Source organism: Microbacterium aurantiacum (assembly GCF_021654035.1).
GTDB classification, from domain to species: domain Bacteria; phylum Actinomycetota; class Actinomycetes; order Actinomycetales; family Microbacteriaceae; genus Microbacterium; species Microbacterium aurantiacum.
The window spans coordinates 681,422-706,842 of record NZ_JAJPDW010000001.1 but is presented as its reverse complement, the minus strand read 5'-3'; the positions used below and the strand labels follow the sequence as shown (position 1 = coordinate 706,842).

Annotated in this window: 33 protein-coding genes and 1 pseudogene; 15 read left to right on the top strand and 19 right to left on the bottom strand. The window is 70.3% G+C overall.

Annotated elements, in window-relative coordinates:
* Nucleotides 1-7: 7 nt before the first annotated feature.
* The 6 genes from LTL01_RS03415 to LTL01_RS03390 form a co-directional block, all read right to left on the bottom strand.
* Nucleotides 8-565: a bacteriorhodopsin gene (locus tag LTL01_RS03415; RefSeq protein ID WP_236967410.1), complete on the bottom strand. Its 558-nt coding sequence runs from the start codon at nucleotides 563-565 to the stop codon at nucleotides 8-10.
* 88 nt (nucleotides 566-653) lie between these two features.
* Nucleotides 654-905, bottom strand: coding sequence for a glutaredoxin family protein (locus LTL01_RS03410; RefSeq protein ID WP_236967409.1), 252 nt, complete (start codon nucleotides 903-905; stop codon nucleotides 654-656).
* The gene (locus LTL01_RS03405; protein ID WP_053548173.1) at nucleotides 902-1,198 is read right to left on the bottom strand and encodes a rhodanese-like domain-containing protein; all 297 of its coding nucleotides are present in this window, start codon (nucleotides 1,196-1,198) and stop codon (nucleotides 902-904) included. The genes LTL01_RS03410 and LTL01_RS03405 overlap by 4 nt, the downstream gene beginning before the upstream one ends.
* Nucleotides 1,199-1,311: 113 nt before the next feature.
* Complete coding sequence (locus tag LTL01_RS03400; protein ID WP_003792170.1) at nucleotides 1,312-1,410, bottom strand: 30S ribosomal protein bS22; 99 nt, start codon at nucleotides 1,408-1,410, stop codon at nucleotides 1,312-1,314.
* Between the two features lie 82 nt (nucleotides 1,411-1,492).
* A complete protein-coding gene (locus tag LTL01_RS03395) occupies nucleotides 1,493-1,684 on the bottom strand; it encodes a helix-turn-helix domain-containing protein (protein WP_053548174.1) in 192 nt (63 codons plus the stop codon).
* Between the two features lie 100 nt (nucleotides 1,685-1,784).
* Nucleotides 1,785-2,192, bottom strand: coding sequence for an ArsR/SmtB family transcription factor (locus LTL01_RS03390; protein ID WP_053548175.1), 408 nt, complete (start codon nucleotides 2,190-2,192; stop codon nucleotides 1,785-1,787).
* Nucleotides 2,193-2,261: 69 nt separating this feature from the next.
* Between LTL01_RS03390 and LTL01_RS03385 the strand changes: the two genes are divergently transcribed.
* Together LTL01_RS03385 and LTL01_RS03380 are read left to right on the top strand one after the other, a co-directional pair.
* Nucleotides 2,262-3,701, top strand: coding sequence for a TrkH family potassium uptake protein (locus LTL01_RS03385; RefSeq protein ID WP_053548176.1), 1,440 nt, complete (start codon nucleotides 2,262-2,264; stop codon nucleotides 3,699-3,701).
* Entirely contained in the window at nucleotides 3,694-4,365 is a 672-nt protein-coding gene (locus tag LTL01_RS03380) for a potassium channel family protein (RefSeq protein ID WP_053548177.1), read from the top strand. Before LTL01_RS03385 ends, LTL01_RS03380 begins: the two co-directional genes overlap by 8 nt.
* A 21-nt stretch (nucleotides 4,366-4,386) precedes the next feature.
* Here the strand turns inward: LTL01_RS03380 and LTL01_RS03375 are convergent, their stop codons facing one another.
* Nucleotides 4,387-4,698: a potassium channel family protein gene (locus tag LTL01_RS03375; protein WP_236967408.1), complete on the bottom strand. Its 312-nt coding sequence runs from the start codon at nucleotides 4,696-4,698 to the stop codon at nucleotides 4,387-4,389.
* On the opposite strand from LTL01_RS03375, the gene LTL01_RS03370 reads away from it, so the two are divergent.
* Nucleotides 4,693-5,049 carry a LamG-like jellyroll fold domain-containing protein gene (locus LTL01_RS03370; protein WP_236967407.1) on the top strand — a complete coding sequence of 119 codons (357 nt, stop codon included), beginning with the start codon at nucleotides 4,693-4,695 and terminating at the stop codon, nucleotides 5,047-5,049. The genes LTL01_RS03375 and LTL01_RS03370 overlap by 6 nt on opposite strands.
* Before the next feature lie 76 nt (nucleotides 5,050-5,125).
* On the opposite strand, the gene proC is transcribed toward LTL01_RS03370, so the two are convergent.
* Nucleotides 5,126-5,974 carry a pyrroline-5-carboxylate reductase gene (gene proC, locus LTL01_RS03365; RefSeq protein ID WP_236967406.1) on the bottom strand — a complete coding sequence of 283 codons (849 nt, stop codon included), beginning with the start codon at nucleotides 5,972-5,974 and terminating at the stop codon, nucleotides 5,126-5,128.
* Nucleotides 5,975-6,107: 133 nt separating this feature from the next.
* Here proC and LTL01_RS03360 point away from each other — a divergent pair, with 133 nt between their 5' ends.
* On the top strand, nucleotides 6,108-7,220 hold the full coding sequence (locus LTL01_RS03360; protein WP_236967405.1) for an alpha/beta fold hydrolase: 1,113 nt from the start codon (nucleotides 6,108-6,110) through the stop codon (nucleotides 7,218-7,220).
* Between the two features lie 58 nt (nucleotides 7,221-7,278).
* Here the strand turns inward: LTL01_RS03360 and tadA are convergent, their stop codons facing one another.
* Nucleotides 7,279-7,740 carry a tRNA adenosine(34) deaminase TadA gene (tadA, locus tag LTL01_RS03355; protein WP_236967404.1) on the bottom strand — a complete coding sequence of 154 codons (462 nt, stop codon included), beginning with the start codon at nucleotides 7,738-7,740 and terminating at the stop codon, nucleotides 7,279-7,281.
* 78 nt (nucleotides 7,741-7,818) lie between these two features.
* On the opposite strand from tadA, the gene upp reads away from it, so the two are divergent.
* On the top strand, nucleotides 7,819-8,451 hold the full coding sequence (gene upp / locus LTL01_RS03350) for a uracil phosphoribosyltransferase (protein WP_053548181.1): 633 nt from the start codon (nucleotides 7,819-7,821) through the stop codon (nucleotides 8,449-8,451).
* A 251-nt stretch (nucleotides 8,452-8,702) separates the two neighbouring features.
* On the opposite strand, the gene LTL01_RS03345 is transcribed toward upp, so the two are convergent.
* Nucleotides 8,703-9,026: a DUF3467 domain-containing protein gene (locus tag LTL01_RS03345; protein ID WP_053548182.1), complete on the bottom strand. Its 324-nt coding sequence runs from the start codon at nucleotides 9,024-9,026 to the stop codon at nucleotides 8,703-8,705.
* A 40-nt stretch (nucleotides 9,027-9,066) separates the two neighbouring features.
* A complete protein-coding gene (locus tag LTL01_RS03340; RefSeq protein WP_236967403.1) occupies nucleotides 9,067-12,549 on the bottom strand; it encodes a TM0106 family RecB-like putative nuclease in 3,483 nt (1,160 codons plus the stop codon).
* 101 nt (nucleotides 12,550-12,650) lie between these two features.
* On the opposite strand from LTL01_RS03340, the gene LTL01_RS03335 reads away from it, so the two are divergent.
* Both LTL01_RS03335 and LTL01_RS03330 read left to right on the top strand, forming a co-directional pair.
* A complete protein-coding gene (locus LTL01_RS03335) occupies nucleotides 12,651-13,274 on the top strand; it encodes a rhomboid family intramembrane serine protease (protein ID WP_236967402.1) in 624 nt (207 codons plus the stop codon).
* Nucleotides 13,275-13,326: 52 nt separating this feature from the next.
* Entirely contained in the window at nucleotides 13,327-13,512 is a 186-nt protein-coding gene (locus LTL01_RS03330) for a hypothetical protein (RefSeq protein ID WP_236967401.1), read from the top strand.
* A gap of 61 nt (nucleotides 13,513-13,573) precedes the next feature.
* On the opposite strand, the gene LTL01_RS03325 is transcribed toward LTL01_RS03330, so the two are convergent.
* Nucleotides 13,574-14,656 (bottom strand): FUSC family protein, encoded by a 1,083-nt coding sequence (locus LTL01_RS03325; RefSeq protein WP_236967400.1) that lies wholly within the window; start codon nucleotides 14,654-14,656, stop codon nucleotides 13,574-13,576.
* A gap of 160 nt (nucleotides 14,657-14,816) precedes the next feature.
* Here LTL01_RS03325 and LTL01_RS03320 point away from each other — a divergent pair.
* Both LTL01_RS03320 and LTL01_RS14800 read left to right on the top strand, forming a co-directional pair.
* Nucleotides 14,817-15,380, top strand: a pseudogene (locus LTL01_RS03320) (alpha/beta hydrolase fold domain-containing protein); the annotation flags it as partial.
* 374 nt (nucleotides 15,381-15,754) lie between these two features.
* Nucleotides 15,755-16,234 carry a helix-turn-helix domain-containing protein gene (locus tag LTL01_RS14800; protein ID WP_236967399.1) on the top strand — a complete coding sequence of 160 codons (480 nt, stop codon included), beginning with the start codon at nucleotides 15,755-15,757 and terminating at the stop codon, nucleotides 16,232-16,234.
* 66 nt (nucleotides 16,235-16,300) lie between these two features.
* Here LTL01_RS14800 and LTL01_RS03310 read toward each other — a convergent pair whose 3' ends face one another.
* Nucleotides 16,301-17,119, bottom strand: coding sequence for a YrhB domain-containing protein (locus LTL01_RS03310; protein WP_236967398.1), 819 nt, complete (start codon nucleotides 17,117-17,119; stop codon nucleotides 16,301-16,303).
* Nucleotides 17,120-17,179: 60 nt separating this feature from the next.
* Between LTL01_RS03310 and LTL01_RS03305 the strand changes: the two genes are divergently transcribed.
* The 3 genes from LTL01_RS03305 to LTL01_RS03295 all read left to right on the top strand — a co-directional run bounded on the left by LTL01_RS03305 (nucleotide 17,180) and on the right by LTL01_RS03295 (nucleotide 18,371).
* The gene (locus LTL01_RS03305) at nucleotides 17,180-17,437 is read left to right on the top strand and encodes a hypothetical protein (protein WP_236967397.1); all 258 of its coding nucleotides are present in this window, start codon (nucleotides 17,180-17,182) and stop codon (nucleotides 17,435-17,437) included.
* A 156-nt stretch (nucleotides 17,438-17,593) separates the two neighbouring features.
* The gene (locus tag LTL01_RS03300) at nucleotides 17,594-17,848 is read left to right on the top strand and encodes a hypothetical protein (RefSeq protein ID WP_236967396.1); all 255 of its coding nucleotides are present in this window, start codon (nucleotides 17,594-17,596) and stop codon (nucleotides 17,846-17,848) included.
* A 37-nt stretch (nucleotides 17,849-17,885) separates the two neighbouring features.
* Entirely contained in the window at nucleotides 17,886-18,371 is a 486-nt protein-coding gene (locus LTL01_RS03295) for a tetratricopeptide repeat protein (RefSeq protein ID WP_236967395.1), read from the top strand.
* A 3-nt stretch (nucleotides 18,372-18,374) separates the two neighbouring features.
* On the opposite strand, the gene LTL01_RS03290 is transcribed toward LTL01_RS03295, so the two are convergent.
* The 3 genes from LTL01_RS03290 to LTL01_RS03280 all read right to left on the bottom strand — a co-directional run bounded on the left by LTL01_RS03290 (nucleotide 18,375) and on the right by LTL01_RS03280 (nucleotide 19,896).
* A complete protein-coding gene (locus tag LTL01_RS03290; protein ID WP_236967394.1) occupies nucleotides 18,375-19,127 on the bottom strand; it encodes a YidC/Oxa1 family membrane protein insertase in 753 nt (250 codons plus the stop codon).
* Nucleotides 19,128-19,225: 98 nt separating this feature from the next.
* The gene (locus LTL01_RS03285) at nucleotides 19,226-19,504 is read right to left on the bottom strand and encodes a DUF6412 domain-containing protein (protein ID WP_236967393.1); all 279 of its coding nucleotides are present in this window, start codon (nucleotides 19,502-19,504) and stop codon (nucleotides 19,226-19,228) included.
* Nucleotides 19,505-19,674: 170 nt separating this feature from the next.
* Entirely contained in the window at nucleotides 19,675-19,896 is a 222-nt protein-coding gene (locus LTL01_RS03280; protein ID WP_236967392.1) for a hypothetical protein, read from the bottom strand.
* Between the two features lie 112 nt (nucleotides 19,897-20,008).
* On the opposite strand from LTL01_RS03280, the gene LTL01_RS03275 reads away from it, so the two are divergent.
* Together LTL01_RS03275 and LTL01_RS03270 are read left to right on the top strand one after the other, a co-directional pair.
* Entirely contained in the window at nucleotides 20,009-20,218 is a 210-nt protein-coding gene (locus LTL01_RS03275) for an HAD family hydrolase (RefSeq protein WP_053548193.1), read from the top strand.
* Nucleotides 20,219-20,287: 69 nt separating this feature from the next.
* A complete protein-coding gene (locus LTL01_RS03270; protein WP_236967391.1) occupies nucleotides 20,288-22,366 on the top strand; it encodes an NAD(+) synthase in 2,079 nt (692 codons plus the stop codon).
* Nucleotides 22,367-22,403: 37 nt separating this feature from the next.
* Here the strand turns inward: LTL01_RS03270 and LTL01_RS03265 are convergent, their stop codons facing one another.
* Nucleotides 22,404-22,991 carry a hypothetical protein gene (locus LTL01_RS03265; protein ID WP_236967390.1) on the bottom strand — a complete coding sequence of 196 codons (588 nt, stop codon included), beginning with the start codon at nucleotides 22,989-22,991 and terminating at the stop codon, nucleotides 22,404-22,406.
* A gap of 64 nt (nucleotides 22,992-23,055) precedes the next feature.
* Here LTL01_RS03265 and LTL01_RS03260 point away from each other — a divergent pair, with 64 nt between their 5' ends.
* Nucleotides 23,056-23,613: a nucleosidase gene (locus tag LTL01_RS03260; protein WP_236967389.1), complete on the top strand. Its 558-nt coding sequence runs from the start codon at nucleotides 23,056-23,058 to the stop codon at nucleotides 23,611-23,613.
* Nucleotides 23,614-23,715: 102 nt separating this feature from the next.
* Here the strand turns inward: LTL01_RS03260 and LTL01_RS03255 are convergent, their stop codons facing one another.
* Nucleotides 23,716-24,168: a hypothetical protein gene (locus LTL01_RS03255; RefSeq protein WP_236967388.1), complete on the bottom strand. Its 453-nt coding sequence runs from the start codon at nucleotides 24,166-24,168 to the stop codon at nucleotides 23,716-23,718.
* Between the two features lie 65 nt (nucleotides 24,169-24,233).
* Entirely contained in the window at nucleotides 24,234-25,403 is a 1,170-nt protein-coding gene (locus tag LTL01_RS03250) for a phosphotransferase (RefSeq protein WP_053548197.1), read from the bottom strand.
* Between the last annotated feature and the right edge of the window lie 18 nt (nucleotides 25,404-25,421).

Genomic DNA, 25,421 nt, shown 5'->3' with positions numbered 1-25,421 from the left:
CAGCAGGTCAGCGACGCGACGCGGCGGGCGCCTTCTCCCCGGCGTGCCCCTCCTCGACCCGCGCGAACGACGGCAGCAGATACGCGATGGGGTAGACACCCCAGCTGAGCAGGAGCAGCCAGCGGAGGTTGCTGAGCGTCCGCCGCACCTGCACGGGCTGCACCGCGAGGGACTTGGTCAGCTCGACGAACAGGACGTAGAGGATGAACAGGAACGGGATCGTGGAGAGGATGCCCCAGATCGTCCGGGTCGCCATATCGGAGCTGATCTCACCCGGGTATCCGAAGACGATCATGAGGATCGATGCCGGGACGAGCATCCACAGGAGCCTGCTCTGGGCCTTGCGCGTGAGGGCGAGGACGGCGACCAGCTCCACCAGCAGCAACGGAACGGTCAGGAGCCAGTCCACGTAGCGGTAGCCCTCGTTGAATCCGACACCCACCGCCTGCGAGAAGTCGCCCAAGCCGCCGGGGGTCTCGGTCTCGAAGGCTTCGGTGAACGAGGCGAAGATGCGGAAGTAGTGGTGCGCGGCGATCGTCAGGGCCGTGCGATATCGCGGCAGCACGCGTGGACGCGCTCGACGCGATGGCGGCGCACATTCGCACCGATCTCGACGCCCCCTGAGCGTCCGCCGGCGGCCGGCGGGCGCGGGGTCAGTCGGCGACGTCGAGGGCGGCGCGCAGCCGGTCCGGTGAGACGCGCCAGTGCGCGTGGAGGCGGTCGTCGATGAGCACGACGGGGATCTTCTCCCACCACTGCGCGTAGAGCGCGGGATCGTCGTGGATCGAGAGCTCGACGATCTCGATGTCGTTCTCGTCGAGGTCGGACACGACGGTCTCGACGACCTCCCGCGCCACGTCGCAGAGGTGGCAGTCGGGCTTGCCGATGAGGGTGAGCGTGGTCAAGGGCGGTCGAGGGGGTAGCCCTCGGCGGCCCACCCGTTGGTGCCGCCGTCGACATTGGTCACATCGTGCCCCCGCGCTTCGAGCGCCTCGACGACGCGTGCAGAGCGTCCTCCCATCGCGCAGATGACGTCGAAGGGACCCTCGGGCAGTTCGTCGAGGTGCTCTCCGATCGTCGACATCGGCAGGTTGACCGCGCCGGGGACATGACCTGCAGCGTACTCGTCGGTCTCGCGGACGTCGATGAGCGGGATGTCGACCCGCTCGCGCAGCTGCTGGACGGTGATGGACTTCATCGTGTGCTCCCGGAGAGACAGAGGACGTGGGCGACAGGAACAGGCTGAGGGGACAGACACGAAGCGCCCCACTGATGGCAGATGCCGATCGGGGGCGCTTGGTGCGATGCCGCTTACTTCTTGTTGCGGCGCTGGTGGCGAGTCTTCCGAAGCAGCTTGCGGTGCTTCTTCTTCGCCATGCGCTTACGGCGCTTCTTGATGACTGAACCCACGGGAAACCTCACTAAGTCAGGGGTCTGGACGTGTGTCGATCACGTCCGGGAACGGGCAGATGGAAAAATGCCTCGGATCAGTCTAGCCGACGTCGGCGATCGGCCGCTGCAAGGCCTCTGTGACCGCAGCCTCGGGCACGCGATACGAGCGTCCGAAGCGCACGGCGGGCAACTCGCCCGAGTGGACGAGTCGATACACCGTCATCTTCGATACGCGCATGATGTCCGCGACTTCGGCGACGGTGAGGAAGCGCACGTCGGGCATGTCCGCCATCACCGATTCCCTTTCCCCAGGATTGTTCACCACACTCTAGGGGCTCGGTGGGACACGTGTAAACACGCGTGACCCGTGTGACGCGAGGGCGGGGGAACGCTCAGCGACCGTTCCGCTTCCACCACGCGTTCTCCCACGCGTGCTTGGCGGATGCCGCTGCCCGACCGACCACGTCGGCGGCGTGCGCGGCCGAGTCCGGGAGTCCGGCGACGGTCTCTTCGTCGGCGGCGGCGACGTCGTCCAGGAACGGCACGAGCCACTCGTCGACCTCGTCCAGCGGACCGGCGGACAGGCTGTAGAAGCGGTGCTGCCCCTCTTCGCGAACCGAGACGAGGTGCGCCTCGCGCAGGACCTTGAGGTGCTTGGAGACGGTCGGCTGGCTCGCGCCGAGCTCGTGCACGATCTGCGACACACTCGTCCCGCGCTCACCCGCGGTCGAGCGATCGAGCAGAATCTGCAGGATGTCGCGACGCGTGCCGTCCGCGATCACGTCGAAGATGTCCGCCATGGCACCAGCGTAGTCGCGCCCCGGGGCGGAGTACCATGACGCACGGCCGAACGTCGGAAGGGGCGGTGGATGGCAAAGGATCCCTCGGGCTTCGGCAGCACCCGGAGTCCGCGGACCCTCCGGGGCCTGTGGGACGACTTCCGCCATCTCACGACCTCGTCGCCCTCGCGCTTCGCCGTCCTCGTCTTCGCCTCGCTGGTCCTCCTCTTCACGGGCCTGCTGTCGCTTCCGGCCGCGACGACCTCCGGCCAGTCCGCTCCGCTCGTCGACGCCGTCTTCATGGCCGTCTCCACGATCTGCGTGACCGGCCTCACCACCGTCGACGTCGCGACCTTCTTCTCACCCCTGGGGAAGGTGTTCATCTTCATCGGCGTGAACATCGGCGGCATGGGCGTGCTGACCCTCGCCTCGATCCTCGGCCTCGTGATCTCGAAGCGCCTCGGACTCCGGGCGAAGCTCATCGCCGCGAGCGACAGCAACCCGCTGCGCACCCACGGCGGACCCGTGAACGAGGGGCAGACCGTGCGCCTGGGCGAGGTGGGTCAGCTCCTGCGCACCGTCGCGCTGTCGACGCTCCTCATCGAGCTGATCCTCGCGATCCTCCTCTACCCGTCACTGATCTTCGCCGGAATCGCCCCCTTGGACGCGCTGTGGGAGGCGCCGTTCTACGCGGCGATGGCGTTCACCAACACCGGCTTCACCCCCAACCCCGGCGGCCTCGTCCCCTTCGCCGATGACTACTTCCTCCTCACGGTGCTCATGGCCGGGGTCTTCCTCGGCAGCATCGGCTTCCCGGTCATCTACGCGCTGTGGAAGAACGTCTGGCACATCCGTCTGTGGCCGCTGCACACGAAGCTCACCCTCATCACGACCGTCGCGCTGTTCTTCGCCGGCGCGGCAGCCTTCCTCGTCCTCGAGTACAACAACCCCGCCACCTTCGGCTCGATGAATGCCGGGGACACCACGTTCCAGGCGTTCTTCCTCTCCGCCATGACACGTTCCGGCGGATTCTCCGTCGTCGAGATCGGCGATCTCTACGGGTCGTCGTTGATCGTCGGCAGCATGCTGATGTTCGTCGGCGGCGGATCGGCCTCCACCGCCGGCGGCATCAAGGTGACGACCCTCGCCGTCCTCGCCCTCGCGGTGCTGTCGGAGGCGAAGGGCCGCCCCTCGGTGCAGGCCTTCGGCCGCCGCATCCCGAGCGACGTCCAGCGCGTCGCCCTCTCCGTCGTCGCATGGGGCGCCACGATCGTGGCGCTGTCGACGATCACCGTGGCGCAGATCAGTCAGGAGCCGGTCTCGGATGTGCTGTTCGACGTCATATCCGCCTTCGGCACCGTGGGCCTGTCGACGGGTCTGACCGCGTCGGCGCCCGAGGCCGCGCAATACGTCCTGGCAGCGACCATCTTCATGGGTCGCATTGGTACAGTGACACTCGCCGCGGCGGTGGCCGCGACCAGCCGTTCGCAGCTGTATTCGCTGCCCGTGGAGAGGCCCATCGTTGGTTGAGCGGATCAGAAGCGACGCCCCCGTCCTCGTGATCGGACTGGGGCGCTTCGGCGCCGCGTGCGCCGGCGAGCTCGATCGACTTGAGCGCGAGGTCCTCGCGATCGACGAGAGCCTCGAACTCGTGCAGAAGTGGTCGGACCGGGTCACCCACACCGTCCAGGCCGACGCACGCAACATCGACGCGCTGAAGCAGATCGGCGCGCAGGACTTCCAGGTCGCGGTGGTCGCCGTCGGATCCCTCATCGAGGCGTCCGTCCTCATCACCGCCAACCTCGTCGACCTCAAGGTCCCGCAGATCTGGGCGAAGGCGGTCTCGCAGTCGCACGGCAAGATCCTCGCCCGCGTCGGCGCGAACCACGTCATCTATCCCGAGCGCGAGGCGGGCGAGCGCGTCGCGCACCTCGTGAGCGGACGGATGCTGGACTTCATCCGCTTCGACGACGACTTCGTGCTGGCCAAGATGTATCCGCCGAAGTTCATCCGGGGCGTGGGGCTGAACGAGTCCGGCGTCCGCACGAAGTACCACGTCACCGTCGTCGGGGTGAAGAGCCCGGGGCGGCCGTTCCGCTACGCCGAGGCGAACACGGTGGTCACCAACCACGACCTCATCATCGTGTCGGGCACGAACTCCGACATCGAGCGGTTCGCCGCCCTCGACCGCTGACCCGGACGCCGCGCCGCGCGCTCAGCGCAGCTGCGCGAACGCCTCCACCTGCGCGGTGGGGCCGACGATGAGAATCGTGTCTCCCTCGTTCACGACGGTCTGGTTGTCGGCGTTCCGCCACTGCTCCGCAAGGGTCTTGTACGCCGTGACGGTGATGCCGTGGGACTTCCGGATACCGGTCTGTCCGAGCGGGATGCCGCCGATGACCTGCGGGGGCGAGATCTTCGCCATCGCGTAGCCGCGCTCGACCTCCAGGTAATCCATCGCGGCGCCGCGGACGAGATGCGCCACGCGGCGCCCCATGTCCTTCTCCGGGAAGATCACGTGGTGCACACCCAGCTGCTCGAGGATGCGCCCGTGCTGCTCGCCGATGGCCTTCGCCCAGATGACCGGGACGTTCAGGTGCAGCAGGACCGACGCGGTGAGGATCGACGCCTGGACGTCGTCGCCGACCTGCTGGGCTACCTCGGTCGGTCCTTCTACGAGGGCGACGCGTTCTTCCAGGGCTGGTACGACAACATCCGGGTGTACAGCCGGTCGCTGTCGGCCACCGAGATCCTCGGCAACGCCGGCGTCGACGACCAGCTCATCGACGTGCCGCTGAGCGACCCGTCGGCGCTGAAGATCGCGCCGATCGCGAACAGCACCGCGCGCACCGCGGTGCTGCCGGTCAACCGGGACTGATCCCCCCACACAGCGGAACGGCCGTGGACGCACTCGCGTCGGCGGCCGTTCCGCTGTTCCCGATGCGGGCGGAGCCTCAGGCGCCGGCGGCGAGCTCTTTCGCGCGGACGAGAGCGGCGTCCGTCGCCCGTCCGAAGACACCGGCGAGGTCGGCATCCTGCAACACCGCCACGGCGCGCTCGGTCGTGCCCTTCGGACTCGTCACGCGGCGACGGAGTTCGGCGGGGTCCTCCCCCGTGGCGTCGAGGAGAGCGGCGGCACCGATGAAGGTCTGCTCGGCCATGAGCCGCGCGTCGGCCTCGCCGAAGCCCTTCGCCACCGCGGCCTTCGTCAGCTCCTCGACGAGCAGGAAGACGTAGGCGGGACCCGAACCCGAGATGGTCGACAGCGCGTCGATCTGCTCTTCGCCGACCTCGATGACCGCGCCGCACGTCTCGAACACCGCCCGCACGGTCGCGACGTCATCCGGGGCCGCCGCGGATCCGGGCGCGAGTCCGGTCACGGCCTTGCCGACGACGGCAGGGGTGTTCGGCATCGACCGCAGCACGATCGCACCGGCCGGAAGATGCGCCTCGAACGTCGCGATCGTGACGCCGGCGGCGAGGCTCACGACGCGTGCGCCAGGGCGGAGGTGCGGGGCGATCTCATCCAGGAGGTCGGGCACCATCCCCGGCTTCACTCCGATGAGGACGATGTCGGCGGATGCCGCGGCGCGGGCGTTGCCCTCGGGCTCGACCTCGAGCGCGATGCTCTCCAGCTCCGCGGATGCGGAGGCTGCGGCATCCGTCAGCGCCTCGGCTTTCGCGCGGGTGCGGTTGGTGACGGTCACACGGGACGCCCGCCCCGAGGCGAGCAGGCCCTGGAGGATCGCACCCCCCATCGAGCCGGCACCGAGGATCGCGATCGAGGGAAGGGAATGAGCCATCCCCTCATCGTAGGAGGGCCGGTACGCCGCAGCACGGTCGCACCGCGGGGCGCGCACTGCGGGCACAGGCACCGAGGGTTATAGTCGAAAACGCCGCGGCGTCGACGCCCGGCGCGGCAGACCGGAGGTTCGCATGACCCTGTTCGACGGCATCACGTCTCGCATCGTCGACACCGACCGCCTGACCGTGAACATCCTGGAGCGCGCGGGCGACGACCCGCAGACCCCGCCCGACCGCACGGTCGTGTTCGTCCACGGGAATGTGTCCTCCGCGCTGTTCTGGCAGGAGATCATGCAGGACCTGCCGAGCGACCTGCGCGCCATCGCGGTCGACCTGCGCGGCTTCGGCGGCTCGGAGCACGCGCCGGTCGACGCCACCCGCGGCGTCCGCGACTTCAGCGACGATCTGCACGCGACCCTCGAGGCGCTCGACATCCCGGTCGCGCATCTGGTCGGCTGGTCGATGGGCGGCGGCGTCGTCATGCAGTATGCCCTCGACCACCCGGTGCTGAGCCTGACCCTGCAGTCGCCGGTGTCGCCCTACGGCTTCGGCGGCACCCGCCGTGACGGCTCACGCCTCACCGACGACGATGCCGGCTGCGGTGGCGGCGGTGCGAACCCCGACTTCATCCAGCGCCTCATCGACCACGACACCTCCGACGATGCGCAGACCTCGCCCCGGAGCGTCTTCCGCGCCGGCTACGTCGCCTCGGACTACACCACCGACCACGAGGACGTGTGGGTCGAATCGATGCTCACCACGTCCACCGCCGACGGAAACTACCCCGGCGATGCGGTGCCGAGCGACAACTGGCCGGGCTTCGCCGCCGGCCGCCACGGCGTGCTGAACACCATGGCCCCGCAGTACTTCGATGTGTCGGGGATCGTCGACCTGGCCGAGAAGCCTCCGATCCTGTGGATCCACGGCACCGCGGACGCGATCGTCTCCGACGCGTCGTTCTACGACCTCAACTACCTCGGCCAGCTGGGCATCGTCCCCGGCTGGCCCGGCGAAGACGTCGCGCCCGCGCAGGAGATGGTGTCGCAGACCCGCGATGTCCTCGGCCGCTACGCCGCGGGCGGCGGAACGGTCACCGAGGTCGCCGTCGAGGGCGCGGGCCACTCCGCGCACCTGGAGCGTCCCGCGGTGTTCCGCCACGCGCTGCTCGAGATCATCGGCTACGTCGGCGCGGCGGCCGACCCCGCCCCGCCGACCGAGGCGATCATCATCCGCTCCGCCGACTGAGGCGTCCGGGCCGGGGCTGTTCGACGACGTCGCCGTCGCAGGTCATCCGGGCGCCTGGTCAGCGCTGGGCGTCGAAGAAGGCGCGGAGCTGCGCGGCGGCCTCGTCGGCCTCGACGCCGGCGACGACCTCGACCCGGTGCGGGAGGCGGCGGTCGCGGAGCACGTCGTAGACCGAGCCGGCGGCTCCCGCCTTGTCATCCCACGCACCGTAGACGACCCGAGAGACGCGGGCCTGAAGGATCGCCCCCGCGCACATGAGGCACGGCTCGAGGGTCACGACCAGCGTGCACCCATTGAGGTTCCATGATCCGATCGCCTGGGCCGCAGCGCGAAGCGCGACGACCTCGGCGTGGGCGGTCGGATCGGCCGTCGCCTCGCGAAGGTTGCGCCCCTCGCCGATCACCGTGCCTGCGGCATCCGTCACCACCGCCCCGACGGGCACGTCGTCGTGTCCGGCGGCCTCGGCGGCGAGCTCTCGCGCCCGGCGCATGGCTGCGCGGTCGGTCTCGGCGACGATCATGCCCCGAGGATACGCGGCGGCGGGCACCGCGACGGATCGAGCCTCGGCGGGAGCGCGTGACGCATTACCCTGGGGACTATGCGCCTGCACGTCGCGGACCACCCGCTCATCACCCACAAGCTCACGGTCCTGCGGGATGCCGCGACCCCGTCGCCGGTCTTCCGCCAGCTGACCGAGGAGCTCGTGACGCTCCTCGCCTACGAGGCGACCCGCAACGTCCGCGTCGCGCCGCTCGAGATCCAGACCCCCGTGACCACAACGGTCGGCGTCAAGATCGACGACCCGCGTCCGCTCGTCGTGCCGATCCTGCGTGCCGGTCTCGGCATGCTCGAGGGCATGGTGAAGCTCATCCCGACCGCCGAGGTCGGCTTCCTCGGGATGGTGCGCAACGAAGAGACCCTCGAGCCCTCGACCTACGCCGAGCGTCTTCCGGACGACCTCAGCGACCGCCAGTGCTTCGTGCTCGACCCGATGCTCGCCACCGGCGGCTCGCTCGGCGCGGCGATCGACTTCCTCTTCCAGCGCGGCGCGAAGGACATCACCGCGATCTGCCTTCTCGGCGCGCCCGAGGGCGTCGCCGCGATCGAGAAGCAGGTCGACGGACGCGACGTGACCCTCGTGCTCGGCGCGATGGATGAGCGTCTGGACGAGAACGGCTACATCGTCCCCGGTCTCGGCGACGCCGGCGACCGTCTCTACGGCACCGTCTGACCCGAGCGGGGTCCATCGCCCCCGGGTTCATGTGTCGATCACGGCCCCTTCGCGGGGTCGGACACGGCCACAACTGCCACCCGAACGGGCGGGCGCGGCACGCGCCCGCCGGATCCACGACGTGCGGCATCCGCCCCTCGCCGAACGGATGCCGCACTTGCGCCGTGAAGACGCTTCGTCAGCGTACGCAGGGCCCCCGACGCGCAGAACGGGGTTGACACGGAGCCGGTCGGAGAGCTATCCGATACCGTTCACGCGGTGGGGAGATCGCCGGACGGCGGCATCCGTCGTCCGGTTTCGCGTTCCCAGAACTCCAGCTGCTGAGTGAGGGCTTTCGCGAGTTCGAACACCTGCTCCGGAGGGATGCGGATACGGCTGACCACCCGCGCCGGAACGACCGTCATCGCCTCGCCCGTATCGGGATGAATCTCGTCGCGCGGGGGCTGCGCGAGGGTGAGGAAGTCCATCACGAAGACGTTGGGGGTGTGCCAGACGTTGGCGAAGTCAGCGAAGGCTCCGCCGATCAGGTCCTGCGGCAGATCGATCTCGAACTGCTTCGGTGCGTCGTCCGCCATGCCGCCCCCTCGGTGTCGTTGGCGCGAGTCTACGCGCGCGTCATGCGCGCCCGACCAGTCGCGCGAATCCGCTGAGACGGGCGACGCCCTCGGGGGTGCGCGGGAAGTCGTCGAGCAGTCCCGGCGAGTACACGAGGTAGGCGGTGTGCATCGCGCGCGAGATGGCGACGTTGAGACGGTTGCGGAGAAGGAGGAACTCCAGTCCGCGCGGAGCGTCTCTCCCGGAGGATGCTGCGAGCGACACGATCGCGACCGCCGCCTCCTGCCCCTGGAACTTGTCGACGGTGCCGACGGGGATGTCGCCGAATCCGGCGGCGGTGAGCGCCTCTTCGACGAGCACCTGCTGGGCGTTGTAGGGGGTGACGACGATGATGTCCTTCGCTGTGAGGGGGCGAGCCGCCGTCGGCGTCGCGCCCCCCGACTCGTCGATGTCGATCCCGGTCCATGCGCGGCCGATGAGGTCGCGGACGATCTCCACGACCCGCGCCGCCTCTTCGGGCGACCGGGTCGCGTTTCCGGTGTGGCGGAGCGGCACCGGGTGGAGGCCCGGTTCGACGCCGTCGAGCCCACGCATCGCGGTGGCCGGCTGCGCGGCGAGCTCACCCCGATACGACAGCTCCGACACCGATCGGGCGACGGCGGGGTGCATGCGCCACGACCGGGCGAGGAAGAAGCCGAAGGCGGGCGGGATGACGTCGGCGCCGTCCATGACCCAGCCGAGAGCGGAGGTGTCGACGGGTTCGGGATGGGTGCCCTGGCTCACCTGCGGCAGCTGCTGCGGGTCGCCGAGAAGCAGCAGGCGCGACGACGCGAGCGAGACGGCGATGGTGGAGGCCAGCGAGAACTGTCCGGCCTCGTCGATGACGAGCAGGTCGAGGCTCCCCCGCGGGATGCGGCCTTCGTGGGCGAAGTCCCACGCGGTGCCGCCGACGACGAATCCGGATGCCGCGTGCTCGCCGGCGAATGCGGCGACGCCGTTCTTCGGGATGGGCGTGAAGCGCACACGTTCGGCATCCTCCGGCTTCTTGAGCGCTTTGCCGACCTGCTGCGGCGGAACTCCCGCCGCGACGATGCGGTCGAGCATGTGCTCGACGACGGCGTGCGACTGGGCGACGACGCCGACCTTGTAGCCGTGGTCGGCGACGAGGCGGGCGATGACGTGCGAGCCGACGAACGTCTTCCCCGTCCCCGGAGGGCCCTGCACGGCGAGGTAGCTGCGGTCGAGATCGAGGAGTGCGGCGGCGATGTCGGCGACGTCGTCTCCGGTCTGCGGCGGGAGGCCGCCCGACCGGGTGCGCGGTGGGCGACGGAGCAGGATGTCGGTCGCCGGGTCGTACGGCAGCTTCGGCGCGGCGGCGACGAGACCATCGGCCCACGCGTCGATCGCGGTCTGCTGATTGAGCGCGCGCGGGGGAGCGGCGGGCGTCAGGGCGATCGGGAGCTCCGCCCAGGTCTCGCCGTCGATGGCGGCCTCTTCGACGATCGCGCCGTCGTCGAGGGTTTCGATCACGGTGACGCGGTGGTCGGCGTGAATCCAGCGGGGCTTGTCGGCGAACCGGAACGACACGGGCAGCTCGTAGAGCGCGAAAGGCTCGTTGCCTTCGCTGATGCGGGTGCCGGGGGCGAGTTCACCGCGCAGCTCGAGGCGGCGACGGAGGGTGCGCTTGCCCTCCTCCTGATGCCAGTCGGCGACGACGCGGCAGCGGGAGGAATCGAGCGTGACGACGTCGCGCGTCTCCTCCCACAGCGACGCGGGTTCGCGCAGGCGCAGGAAGTGGGTGGCCCAGAACGACTTCGCTTCGCGCGGGTAGTAGTCGATCGCGGCGGCGCCGAGGCGGAGCGCCCTCGCCTCAGCGGAGTCGGGGTCGCGCCGGGCGGCGAGGGCGCCCAGTCGGTCAGCCCGCTCCGAGGGCGTGTACCCGTTCTCGTCCGGATCGGGATTAGGGGTGGGGCGGAGCTGTGCGTCGCGGGCGCGATCAACGAGCCAGTCGCGCAGGCGCAGTGTCGAGACGCAGTCGTATCGGTTGTAGTCGGCGAGGTCGTCGAGGATGCGAGCGGCCTCGGCGGCGGCATCCGGTCCGTCTTGTTGAAGGGCGCGCGCCTGGACGTACCTGACGATCGAGTCGTCGCCCTTCTGGACGTCGCTGGTGCGCACGTCGTCGCCCATGTAGAGGGGTTCGAGCTTCTTGATCGAGTAGGAGCGGGAGCCGACGCGCAGGGCCCGCCGGACGATCGGGTAGAGGTCGACGAAGACGCCGTCGCGCAGGAGGTGGTCGACGTCGGCTTCGCGCACGCCGTGGCGGGCCGCCATGGCGAGCAGGTGCGTGGGCTCGTAGGGGGCGTAGTGATAGATGTGCAGATCGGGATGGGTCTGACGGCGAAGAGCGACCATGTCGAGGAAGCGCTCGAGCGCTTCTTTCTCTTCGGCGAAGGAGTGCGCCCACAGCGCCGAGTACTGCTCGTTCAGGTCGATCCAGCCGAAGAGGTAGTCGATGCCCCAGACGGTGCCTTCGCCTTCCGTGTAGAGCGGGTCGCCTTCGAAGTCGAAGAAGATGTCGCCCTGGCTCGGACGCGGTAGGGCTCCGAGCGCCTGCGGCTGGACGACCTCGTACTTCGGGATGTCGGGCGGCGAGCTCAATTGCAGCGTCGCCTGGGTGCGCAGCAGCGCGACGGTATCGGGGTTCATCCCCGCGGGCGCCGTGTCGAGCCGGGCGAGGTCGTCGATGGTCTCGACGCCGACGGCGCGGAGGCGCTCGCGCTGAACGGGCCGCATCCCGGCGACGAGGAGGAGGTCGCCGGCGGCGACGACCTCGAGGTCGCAGGTTGCGCAGCGTCCGCATGCGACGACGCCGAGGTCGCCGCGCGGGTCGCCCCACGCGAGGGGGCCGCCGGTGGCACCGAGATCGAGTCGACGGTCGGCGATGAGGGCCTGCAGGCGGTCGCGGCGCAGCTGGAATACCGGGAGGAGGTCGTCGACTTCGTGGGTGCTGGTGGTGCCGTCGCCGAGGAGCAGTTCGACCCGGTCGGAGCGCGGGATGCCGAGTCGATCGAGCTGGACGACGTATGCCGCGAGCTGCATCAACGCGGTGACGCGCGCGTGGCGGGCGAGCTTCGTGTCTTGCACGACCCACGCGCCGGCGCGGTCGCGGACGAGGAAGTCGGCGAACCCCACGAAGTCATGGGTGGCGAAGGTCGCCTGGTAGACGACGTCCGCGTCGGAGTTCAGCGCCGCATCGGTCAGGCGCACCGCCTCGGCGAGCGCCACGACGTCGGAGGAGCGCGTCTCGGGGATCTCGACGACTCCGGCACCGAACTGCTCGCGGTAGCGGGCGAGCACGCGGAGCTCGTGCTCACCGCCGAGCTCCCCCGCACGGCGCAGCGTCGGGTCGTCGGGCTCGTCGACGGGGGCGACGCGACCGAGCTTGGCGTCGATCGCCCGCAGCCACGCGAACTCGCATTCGGCAGCCGCCTTCAGGTCGCTCGCGCTCCAGACGATCCGCCCCTCGTCCTCGATGTACCGCAACGTGCCCTTCCCGACCGCCCGCCGCTCGGACCGTCCCCCTGACCCTAACCGGGGGCGCCGACGTCGCCCGGCCGGGGGCGCACAGATGCGACGATGAGACCATGCACCCGACCTCGGCCCCGCCGCGATCGCGGGGCGACTGGGGCCTGCGCGTCCTCCAACCGCTGATCCTCCTGGCTGCGATGTGGGTCGTCAGAGTTCTGGACGCGGTCCTGCCGGGCAGCTGGGTCACCGCGTTCGGCATCCAGTCGTGGGGCATCGAGGGGCTCGACGGCATCCTGTTGTCCCACGGCCTGCACACCGGGTGGCCGCACCTGCTCGCCAACACGATCCCCTTCCTCGTTCTCGGGGTGATCGTCGCTCTCGACGGCATCGGTCGGTTCTGGGCGGTGACCGGTATCGCCGGGGTGATCGCGGGCATCGGCACCTGGGTCTTCAACGCTCCCGGCACCGTCACGGTGGGCGCGTCCGGTCTGGTCTTCGGCTACTTCGGCTACATCTTCGCCCGCGCCTTCGTCGTCCGATCCCTCGGCCACGGCATCCTGTACGCGCTGATCGCCGTTGCGGTGGTCGCCGTGTACGGCGGCAGCATGCTGGCCGGCATCTTCCGCGCCGCGGACGGCATCTCGTGGCAGGCGCACCTCTTCGGCGCGATCGGAGGCGCGGTCGCGGCGCTCATCCTCCGCCCCGCGCGCCCCGCACCGCCCGCTACGCTGACCTCATGAGCAATCGGCAACGCTAGCCCCGTCCGGGGCCGCGCCGATCGAAGGGACCATCATGGGTCACCTGCTCTGCAGAACTCTCTTCCGCATCTTCGGGCACCGTATCTGCTGCGGACGCATCCCCGAATGGACGGCGCACGTCGGCCAGCCGTGGCGGCCGATCGACGAAGCGCCGTGGAATCTGTACAACGTGGTCTGGAGCGTCCAGGCGTGGATCCGCAACCGCGTCGAGAAGTATTAGCGCTCCGCGGGCCGGCGGCCGCGTGCGCGCTTCGGCGCATCCGCGTGCGGTTCGGCGGCGGTCACACGAAGGGTCGCGTCGCGTCGATGATGCGCCGGAGACACAGATCGATCGCGGCTGCCGCGGCCGTCTCGCGTCGGAGGCCCGAGTCGGGCGAGACGATGCCGGCCTCGTAGGCGTCGAGCGCGCGCGAGGCCGCCGCAAGGCGAGACCGCGCGTCGGGATCCCCCACCGGCGCCGCCACGAGGTCCGACACCTTCGCGATCGCCCGCGCGAGCGTCTGCCTGCCGTCGGGACCGAGTGCCGGATCGGCATCCTGCACGTCCACGAGGAGGTCGACCAGCTCGTGCGCGAGGTACCCCAGCCGCTCCATCGCCTCCATCCGCCTCGTGTTCTCGTCGCGCTCGTCGACGTGGCGCCGCCGGCGCGGATTGGCGCGCGCGCTCTCCTCCGCTTCCCGGACTTCTTCGCGGACCGTGACGCTGACCTCGTCGACCCGGGCCAGCGCGGGAGCGAGCCCGTCACGGTCCACGTCGCCGCGCGCCAGCGCGTCGGCGGCCTCATCGAGGAGCGACGTCAAGGCGTCCCGCAGGAGTGACAGCTTCTCGCCGGCGCGCCGGATGTACAGCGGCGGGACCACGAGCAGATTCACCGCGATCCCGATGACGATGCCGAACGCGACGGTGCCGAGATACGAGACGGAGAAGCCTTCGGGATCGCCGCCCGCCGCGAGCAGCACGAACAGCCCGGCGAGGGCGACCCAGTCGCCGCCCGTCCCCAGGAAACGCCACCCGCCGAGGAGCACCGCGACGCCGATCACCACGCCGAGCACGAGCCCTCCGGGAACGCCCGCGCGGAGCGCTGCCACGCCGCACAGGCTGAGCGCGATGCCGAGCGCGAGTCCCATGAGCACCTCGCCGCCGACGCGCGCGGACCGCGCCACGGTCGGGTGCATCGTCACGAGGGCGCCGAGGGCGCCGTAGTAGGAGTACTGGTCTTCGGCGAACGGGATCATCGGCGCCAGGTACCAGGCGAGCACCGCCGCGACAGCGGTCTTCACTGCGAGCAGCAGCCGTGGTTGCGCAGCGAGACGCGCGGCGTAGGTCACGGCGCCTCGCACGCGGGGGGCACGGGTTTCAGGCACGACGTGATCATGACATGCCCCGCCGTGCGCGGCCATCCCGTGGCGGATGCGGCGGGTGCCGCCACGTGGCGGTGAGACACCCCCATCTGCGCCCCGATGGCGGTTCCGTCAATTGCCACGCTGATCGATCATGGGATCGGGTCACAGTGCTGTGCCCACGGTCGACGACTGCTACGCGGGTCTCGTGTGGACGGCAGCGCACGCCGAGGAGCTCGGTATCGACCCGGCCCGACTCGTGATCGGCGGCGCCAGCGCCGGCGGCGGACTTGCGGCAGGCGTCACCCTCAAGGCGCGCGATCTCGGCGGTCCGACCCTCGCCGGGCAGCTCCTCATCTACCCCATGATCGACGACCGCAACGAAACGGTGTCGAGCCGCCAGGTCGACGGGTTCGGCGTGTGGGATCGCGGCAGCAACGACACCGGCTGGGGTGCCCTGCTCGGCGACCGCCGAAAGACGGATGCCGTCTCGATCTACGCCGCACCCGCGCGCGCGACGGACCTGACGAACCTGCCGCCGGCATTCATCGACGTCGCGAGCGCGGAGGTGTTCCGCGACGAGGACGTCGCGTACGCCGCGAGGATCTGGGAGCAGGGCGGCATCGCCGAACTGCACGTCTGGCCCGGCGGCTTCCACGGCTTCGACGCCATGGCCCCGCAGGCGGGGCTGTCGCTCCGGGCACGCGCCGCTCGCCTGGACTGGCTCCGCCGCATTCTCGGAGCGTAACCGCACGACCTGCTGCCCGCCCTGCCCCGCGCAACCGGTGCGGGGCTAGGGTGGGGCAGAAGTCCACTCGAGGCGGCGGCGAAGATGCAAGAACTCGTAGGGCGCCTGACGGCGGTTGACGCCGAGGCCACCGAAACACTCAAGGTCATCGCGTACTTCGACGCGCTCATCCACGGTCACGCCACCACCGAGGTGCTGCTGCGGGGCGCGGCGATCCTCAGCGGGTGCGCGGCGGGGCAGACGGTGAGCGGCAAGACGATGCGCGTCGACGCGTCGGGCGTCCGTGCGGCCGCTCCCCCGGGCGTGTGGCCGTCGCGATCGTTCGAAGACGGCGGCGTCGTCTGGATCGAACGGTCCGGACCCGCGCCAGCGTCGTGGTCGGTACGGCGCACGGCCCGGTCCGCGCGGTGCTGGCGGACGAGACGTCGACGTGGCGACACGCGGGGATCGGCATCCGATGCACTCCGCCGTCGATGCCGGAGTCGTGGGCGTCCGCGGTCATCGCGTTGCGACTGGCCTCCGCGCGGGAGCCGGTCGTCGACGCCGCCGACGTCGGCGCCCTGCTGCCGCTCGCGGTCGCGGCCGACGCGTCGACGCTCGGAATGCCGGACGTCGTGGCGCTGTCCGACCTCGTCGCGACTCACCCGGGCGGCGAGGTGCTGCTGGATGCGATCACCGCGACCGACAGTCTGCGCGCCGCGGGCGTGGAGGCGGGGCTGCACCATTCCACCGTGCAGGCGCGCGCGGAGCAGTACTCCGACGCCCTCGGATTCGACATCCGTTCTCCGCGGGGGCGGGTGCGCCTCTCGCTCGCGCTCGCGATGCACCGCCTGGCCACGTCGCGCTTCGACTGACGCGCGACGTCGCCAGGCCGCGAGCGGGTTCAGGTACCGGCGCGCTCTTTTGAATCGGCCCTCGCCTCAGCGCAGGGCGTCGTACCTGATGAGAGGCGTCCCCGCGGGCGACGAGAACGACGCGTCGATGTCGGCGAGGGAGGCGCGAACGAACGGCAGGAACCGCTCGCGATCTCCGCGCCGCAGGAAAACCGCATCGCGACCGTCCCAGCGGAGGGCGGGATGGCCATCGAACTCGCACGACTCCACGTCGCTCAGCGGATCCCGCGGCTCGTACGCACCGAGGTACGGGCGCCGCACGAGCTGAATGAGGAGCATCTTCCGCGCGTCATCCTCGTGACTGAAGAGCGCCTCGTCGCGAAAGGTTCCGCGATTCCACGACCGAAACACCCATCCCTCGCCGCGCGGCTCGACGAGATAGCCGACCTCCATGTCCGACCAACCGATGGCGCCCTCCTGGGTGAACGGAAGCAGCAACCCCTGCGACCGCGCGTGACGCTGCAGAAGCCGGCCGCCGGCGCCGGCGGGGTCGACCACGTCGAATACGTTGGCCTCACCGGCGCTTCGGTGTGTCCGCCAACGCTCGAACGTCTCGATGTCGTCGAGCACACTCCACCCAGGGGCCTCGTCGGTGCCGTAGTAGGCGACCGGCGACGAACTCGTCGCCCAGACTTCTCCCGATTGGCCATCGACGATGTACGGACCGCCTCCCACCAGCATGGTCAGCTCATCGCCGGTGTCGAGGAACGCGCGCGACTGCGTGGAGACCGTGAACCCCCACGGCTGCTTCTCCACTCGCTCGTCGGCTTCCTCGCCCTCGTTGAATCGGTCGCGCGTCCACTGGATGACAACGTCGCGGGGAACCGTGAAGTCGAAGCCTGCCACCAGGAAAGGGTACCCACCCCGAGCCTTCCGCCGTGGGCCGTCCGATGATTGGCTGTCGCCATGCCTCTGCGTCGCCATTCGCGGGGTGCCACCGTCTGGCTCGGCATCCTCGCCGCAGTCATCGCCACTGTGGCGTTCGCGCCCATCGTGACGGTGGGCTGGTGCGCTGATGCGGACGAGACCGGCACATCCACGTGCGGCTCCCATCAGACCTCCCTCGTCGGCATCGAGACGTCTGTCTGGCTGTGGGCCGTGGTCATCACGGCGGTCGTCATCACAACGGCTGTGCTCGCGCGTCCGCGGCGGGCCCCGGGCTGATCTGAGACGGTCATCCGGAGCCGACACTCCTCCTGCGAGAGGCCCGCATGACCCGCACGGGAGATCGCACGATCACGGCGTCCAGGGCGTTGAGGGCGTCCCGGTGGCTCCGCCGCGGGTCGATCCTCGGCTGCCGGGGAGTGCGAGACTGTCGCGGTGACCCACTTCACGGCATCCGGTCGAGAACTCCTCTCGCGACCCCTGCAGGCGATGATCACCGTCGCACCGAAGGGTGATCGGTGGCCTGCACCGCGGCCGGTGTGGTTCGAACTGACGGATGCCGACGAGATCCAGCTCTTCTCGTTCGCCGCGACGCCGCGGGTGGCGCGGGTGCGCGAAACTCCGCGGGCCTCGATCGTCGTGACGGCGCCTGTGGGCGAGCCCGAGCAGTGGGTCTCGATCGAGATCTGACCGCGTCCATGCACGGCAGGCTGGAGGGGGTTCACACATGAACGCGGATGCCGAGTGGAACTCCCGGATCGAGGCATTCTGGAAGTCGTTCGACGACGCCAGGCCGCAGGAGATGCTGGCTGCGATGAGGGCGCTCGTCGACGAGCGACCCGAGGGGGACGCGCGAGCGCTGGCCGAGTGGGGCGGCGTCCACGACGCGCTCGATCTCGGTGCCGACGCGGTGGGTCCGTATCGCCGTGCTCTGGCCGCCGGCCTCGACACGGAGGAGCAGCATCGGGTCACGCTCCAGCTCGCGAGCACGCTGCGGAATCTCGGCCACGTCGATGAAGCCATCGCGTTGCTCGAGCACCTTGATGCACCCGAGCTCGGGGATGCGCCCGCGGCGTTCCTCGCTCTCGCGCTGCACAGCGCGGGTCGCCCGAATGAGGCGCTGCGAGTGGCCCTGACGGCGCTCGCTCCGCACCTGCCGGCGTACGGCCGCGCCGCGACCGCGTACGCCGCGGAGCTCCCGACCGACGTCTGACCCTCATCCAGCCACCGGTCCCAGCGGGAACCGACGCCGCAGCACGACCCGTTGCACGAGCGTCCACGTCACCGTGACCACCAGGTAGAGCGCCGCGGCGAGGGGCACGAAGATCGCGACGACGGCTGTTCCGAACTGGAGGAACCCCGCCATCCGCGCCACGGCCTCGACACCCGGCGCCGCGTCGGATGCACCGACGACGGGTCGGAACACGCGACGCGTCACCTCGGCGACGACGACGATCACCAGCAGCAGGATGCCGAACACGAGCGCCGTCGCGCCGGTCGCCGTTCCGCCCGCCATCGTGCCGACGAGACTCGCGCCGAGCGGCACCCCGAGCAGCTGATCGGTGAGCAGCGCGTTCGGGTGCCCCGCGATCACCGGATAGAGGAACAGCGCGTAGACGACGCCGACGATCGGCGCCTGGATCAGCACCGGCGCGCAGCCCGCCAGCGGCGAGGTCTTCTCGTCGGCGTAGAGCTTCATCGTCTCGCGCGACATCCGTTCGCGATCGTTCTTGTACCGGCGCTGCAGCGCCTGCAGCTTCGGCGCGAGCCGCGCTCGTGTCTGCTCGGCTTTGGCCTGCGCGATACCGGCGGGGATGAGGATCGTGCGCACCAGAAGTGTCAGCACGACGACGGCGAGCGCGGCGGATGCCGAGCCCGCGAGCGGGTAAAGAAGGTCGGCGAGGCCCATGAGCAGCGCGTACGCCGCGTCGAGGATGGCCGCGATGGGAGGGAAGGAAAGGAGGTCCACAGAGATGTCCGTTCGTCGATGAAGAGGGTCGCGGAACGGCCACGACAGTCATCGACGAAGACAGAGATCGCCCAGAGGAGGGCGGAGGACGCCGAGTGCTACGCGGCCGGAGCCGCGACACCCGGTGCGCGCGAACGGGGGTGCCCCGCGGCATCCGGATCGCTCTGCGCCACCACGACGGAGACGTCGATGGCGCGTGCGGCCCCGTCGAGCGACAACCCCCGCGCAGGCAGCGACGCGGTCGTCAGCAGCAGGGCGACGAGGAGAACGGATGCCGCCACCAGCGCCCAGACCGCCGAGGAGTCGGACGGACTCAGCGCGATCGCCCCCGACAGGGACAGGAGCACGGAGAAGAAGGACATCACGGCATCGACCATGGCGCGGCTCCTCCCTCCGGTTGCGCCCACGCTAGCACCGGCGGTCGGGTCGTGCCCGAGGCCCCGCATTACGCTCGGTGAACGACTCGTGGGCGGGCACGCGAAGCGACCTATTCCCGCTGGGTCTGAGTGACCCTGCGGTCACCGGAATCGATCATGTAGTCGGTGATTCAGGCCGAGCGGTAGACATCCACGCTGTCGTTGCGAAAACGTGCGGCGAGCACGAGGGCGAGGATGCCGAGGCCGAGGGTTCGGGCGAGGAATCCGATCGCGCCGAGGAGGATCGCCGCCTCGGCCAAGGCCTGCGCGCCCGAGGAGCCGGCGGCAGCGAAAAGCAGTTGCGGAATGACCGCAGCCACGACCGACACGGCGAATGCCCAGAGCAAGGGCATCGGAATCTCCACGTCGCTTTGTTGTAACGCCAGAGGCATACCATCCGTTCAGGCGGCTCTATTCTGAGCTTCCCGAACCGATTGCTGTCCACCGAGAGGAGGTGACTGCGCCGTGACCACACCGCAGTTCGAGGCCGGCGTCTGGGAGCGCTACGCGACCGAGTTCGCCCTCGCCCTCGGAGACACCCCGACCCGCATCCGCGCGATACGCGAGGCGTACTTCGTGCACGGATTCGACGTCGACCTCATTGAAGAACTGAGCGGCTTCCCGATCTGGCGAATCCGCCAGGCGATCCAAGCCGGCCTCACCCGCAGCGACTGAGCTGCGCATCGCCACACCCCACCGCAAGAGGCGCGCGCCCGGCGGACCCTCCCTGACAGACTGGGACCCATGAGCCTGCCGTTCGAGAGCGCCTACCGGCACGGGTTCGCCCGCATCGCCGCCTGCACGCTGCCCGTGGCGATCGCCGACCCTGCGACCAACGCCGACGCCGTCCTCGACGCCGCCCGCCGCTGCCACGACGCGTCCGTCGCCGTCGCCGTCTTCCCGGAGCTGTCGCTCACCGGGTACGCGATCGAAGACCTCGTGATGCAGGACGCCCTCCTTGACGCCGTGGTCGCCGCGGTCGAACGTCTCGTTGCGGCATCCGCGGATCTCCTGCCGATACTCGTCGTCGGAGCGCCGCTCCGCCACCGCAACCGCCTCTACAACTGTGCGGTGGTCATTCACCGCGGACGCCTCCTCGGGGTCGCCCCGAAGTCGTACCTGCCGACCTACCGCGAGTTCTACGAGCGTCGCTGGTACGCGCCCGGCGACGACCAGCGAGGCCAGCAGATCCGCGTCGGCGGGCTCGAGGCACCCTTCGGCCCCGACCTCCTCTTCGAGGCATCCGACGTGCCGGGTCTCGTCGTGCACGCCGAGGTGTGCGAGGACGTCTGGGTCCCGGTTCCGCCGTCCTCGCTCGCCGCTCTCGCCGGGGCGAGCGTGCTGGTGAATCTCTCCGGCAGCCCCATCACCATCGCCCGCGCGGACGACCGGAAAGACCTCTGCCAGTCGCAGTCACTGCGATGCCTCGCCGCCTACGCGTACGCCGCAGCGGGCCAGGGAGAGTCCACGAACGACGTGTCGTGGGACGGCCAGACGATGATCTACGAGGCGGGAACGCTCCTCGCCGAAACCGAGCGCTTCCCCGACGGACCGCGGATCTCGATCGCCGACGTCGACCTCGACCGACTCCGCCAGGACCGCCTGCGGCAGGGCACGTTCGACGACAATCGGCGGACGATAACGGATGCCGCACCCCACCGCTCGATCCCCTTCACCCTCGACCCGCCCGCGGCCGACATCGGCCTCCGGCGTCCGCTCGACCGCTTCCCGTTCGTCCCCGACGACCCCGCGCGTCTCGCACAGGACTGCTACGAGGCCTTCAACATCCAGGTTTCGGGGCTCGTCCAGCGCCTGCAGGCGATCGGCAACCCGCGCCCGGTGATCGGGGTCAGCGGCGGGCTCGATTCCACGCACGCACTCCTCGTGATCGCGCGCGCGATGGACCGTCTCGGCCGGCCGCGCAGCGACATCCTCGCGTACACGATGCCCGGATTCGCCACGAGCGACCACACGAAGTCCAATGCCATCGCCCTCGCCGAGGCCATCGGCGCCTCGATCGAGACGATCGACATCCGTCCGGCGGCGACCGAGATCCTCCGCGGCATCGACCACCCGTTCGCGGGCGGAGAGCCGGTGTACGACGTGACGTTCGAGAACGTGCAGGCCGGTATCCGCACCGACTTCCTGTTCCGGCTCGCGAACCAGAAGAACGGCATCGTGATCGGCACATCCGACCTCTCCGAGCTCGCGCTCGGCTGGGCGACCTACGGCGTCGGCGACCAGATGAGCCACTACGCGGTGAACCCCGGCGTGCCGAAGACGCTGATCCAGCACCTGATCCGCTGGGTGATCGCGCACCGCGGTGGTAGTGACGGCGCGGCCGAACTCAGCGACCGCGCCCGCGAGGTGCTGCAGTCGGTGCTCGACACCGAGATCTCGCCCGAACTCGTCCCCGCGGGACAGGACGGCAAGATGCAGTCCACCGAAGACCGCATCGGGCCCTACGCCCTGCACGACCTCACGCTCTTCCACGTGCTGCGTTTCGGCTTCCGTCCGTCGAAGATCGCGTTCGTCGCGTGGCATGCCTGGCGTGATGCGGATGCCGGAGCCTGGCCCCCCGGCTTCCCCGACGCCGATCGCTACGCGTACGACCTGCCCGAGATCGTCCGCTGGCTGCAGGTGTTCCTGCGTCGCTACTTCGCGTTCGCGCAGTTCAAGCGCTCGGCGATCCCGAACGGCCCCAAGGTCTCCCCCGCCGGGTCGCTCTCCCCGCGCGGAGACTGGCGCGCACCGTCGGACGGCAACGCGCGCGCGTGGCTCGAGGAGCTCCGCACGGCGCTCCCCGACCTCGTCGACGACTGAGCAGCGACGGAGCGGAGCCTGAGCCGCGCCGCGGGACTCAGTCCTCGTCGGATGACGGACGAGCGACGGCGAGGGTGATGACCCACCCGTCCCGCGACAGGTCGACCACGTCATAGCGCGCACGACGGTCGGGGATCCACCCGCGCCGGCCCCCGGCATCCAGCCGGACGTGCTCGGCGGCGACCCGCGTGCCGCGCCCATCGGCGTCGCGCACGGCCTGCACCCGCGTCCAGTGGTGCACGAGCGCCGCAGTGTCGTCCTCGTTGAAGATGTGCGAGTGCCGACGCATGTCCGCCAACGTGTCGGGGTCGGGTTGGGCGTCGCGAAGGTCGAGCCCGAACGCGAGCCCCGGCTCACCGATCGCCACCACCGTCGCCGCGCGGAAGCTGATGTTGCGGATGGTGAGGGGCACGACGTCGCCGTCGATCTCGGCGACGAGCTGGGTGTGGAAACCGAACGATCCCGGCGCCTCGCGGACGATGAGGACGTCCTTCTCGCTCACCCCCAGGCGCTCAGCGACCAGCTCACGCGCGAGCGCACGCTTGCGATCGTGGGCGGTGACCTTCGGGTCCCACCCGAGGCGGGCATCGATCCCCGCGGGGGCATCGAGGGCGATTGATGACATGGGCGTTCCTCCTCGCGAACCCATCCTGCCCCAGAGCCCCGGACCCGCAGAGGACAATGGGAGGGTGAAGTTACTCGTTGCCGCCCTTGATGCCGAACTGTCCGCCTTCCCCGACGAGATCCCCGGCTTCGACCGGCTCGTGACCGGCCCCGGCAAGCTGCAGGCCACGTACGCGCTCACCCGCGCGCTGGATGCCGGCGACTACGACGAGGTCGTCGTCGTCGGAACGGCCGGCGCGATCGATCCGCGCATCGACTACGGCGTGTACGAGATCTCCGCCGCCGTCCAGCACGATGTCACCGACATCGACGGGATCGTTGGCCAGCATGTCTCGCTCCCCCCACGCCTGGAGACCGCGGGCGGCGATGCGGTGATCGCGACCGGTGACCACTTCGTCGACGATGTCGAGGCGGTCCGGGTGATCCGGCCACTCGGCGCGGGTCTGGTCGACATGGAGACCTACGCCTACATCTGGGTCGCGAGCCACTTCGACGTGCCGATTCGCGTCTTCAAGGCCGTCTCGGACCGCGCGCAGGACGACGCGATCACCGACTGGCGCACCGCCGTGACCGCGTGCAGCGCGCAGCTCTACACGTGTCTCGGCGAGGTGTATCCCGTTTGATGCCCTCCGCCTGATCCCCTCCGCCTGACGCGGCCTCCGCGGGCAACCGAAAACCCCGGAGCCTTCGGGGCTCCGGGGTTGCCGGTGGGGGTCAGGGGCGGGTCAGTTCGAGCCGGCCGATGCCGCCGACGCGGGCGACGGCACAGATGCCGGCGACGGCGGGGAATCCACCGGGGCGGGCGGCGCCGGGGCGGGGGCCGGTGCGGGGGGCGGCACCGGGGTCGGGGCGCTGACGACCGAGATCGGCGACGGCGGCGTTGCGGGGCTCGGAGGGGTCACCGGCGACGGCGAGCTCTGCACCGACGGGGCGCTCATGGTCGGCGACGGGGTCGGCGAGGGCGACGAGACGACCGAGGCCGACGTGAGCGTCGCCCGGATCTGCACGGCGTCGCCGAGCTCGCCCGAGTTGCCCTGGATCGAACCGCCGGGGACGACGTTTCCATCGGTGGTGCGGATGGTCATGTTGGCGGCGGTGGCAGCGGCCGCGCCGCCCGCGATCGTGAGTCCCAGGGCGCCGGCGACGCCGTAGGCGATCCACTTCTTCTTGGTGTTCATGATGCTGTCCTCTCTCTGCCGCAGTCCGGGGGGAACCGGCGGTGATACCACTCTGAGGGTCTTCGCTAAGGCGTACCGAAGCCGTCCATGAGACCGTCCTTAGGTACGCCCTCGCCCGCGAGCAGGGCATCCGCGGTCGCCAGCAGCACGTCGCGTCGCGCGGCGTCGCCGAGATCATCCGCCCCCAGGGCGTGACCCCACAGGTGCACCGCCACGCGCTCGCGCACGTGCACGGCGGGGTCGTCCCACCGCTCCAGGGCCGCGAGCGCGACCGTGAAGGCCCACCCTCCTCGCGCCCCCGGATCGAGGGCGGCGCTGGCGAGGGCGTGCGAGACGAAGGCGGCGCTGTCGTCGGCGGCGGATCCGCGACCCGCGGTGTCGACGTCGATCACCCCCGACATCCGTCCGACGTCGTCGACGAAGAGCTGCCCGAAGTGGAGGTCGCCGTGGATGGCGGTGAGCACTCCGTCGTCGCCGACGACCGCCGCCACCCGTGCCGCGTGCGCCCGCAGTCGCTCCGCCGCTTCCGGGGCGAGGCGCGGCACGAGGCGCGCGGTGTACCACTCGGCGCGTTCGGGCAACCCCGACCGGGCACGGTTCTCCAGCGGTGCGTCCGCCATCGCCGCCCGCCACCGGTCGACGTCGTCGAGGAACACGGATGCCGGTGGGGCCACGTCGACGGCCGGGCGTCCCGACGCCTGCGGGAGCACCAAGAGCCCGGCGTCGGCCCACGCCTCGATCTGCGGGACGTGCAGCGCGGCATCCGCGAGGAGGGCGTGCAGCCCCACGATCCGTTCGACGCGCTCGGGCCGGATCACCTTGACCCACCGGATGCCGTCACGGCAGACGACCCGGAACACCGCGCGGCGACCGGCGCGATACGCGACGAGCTCGGGAGCCTCGACGACCTCGCGCCCGATGCGGTGCAGCAGTGTGCGCGCCGCATCGCCGAACGCGACCGGGGCGAGTGCCGGCAGGTGCGGATCCTGTGGGTGCAACCAGATCCGCTCCCCCGGGGCATCCGGTGTTCCGGTGGCGAGTCCCGTCTCCTGGGCCACGCGGCGCCCCGAGGTGTCGACGAAGTAGGTCGCGGTGTGCCCGTCGGCGCCGATCACCTCGAAACCGGTCACGGTGCCCGCACCCAGCGGCTCACGGGTGCGGAGGACCACGGGCGCGGCATCCGGAATCTCGAGGGCCTCGCGCAGGAGCACCTCGTCGGGAAGAAGAGCGGGCACCCCTCGATTCCAGCACGC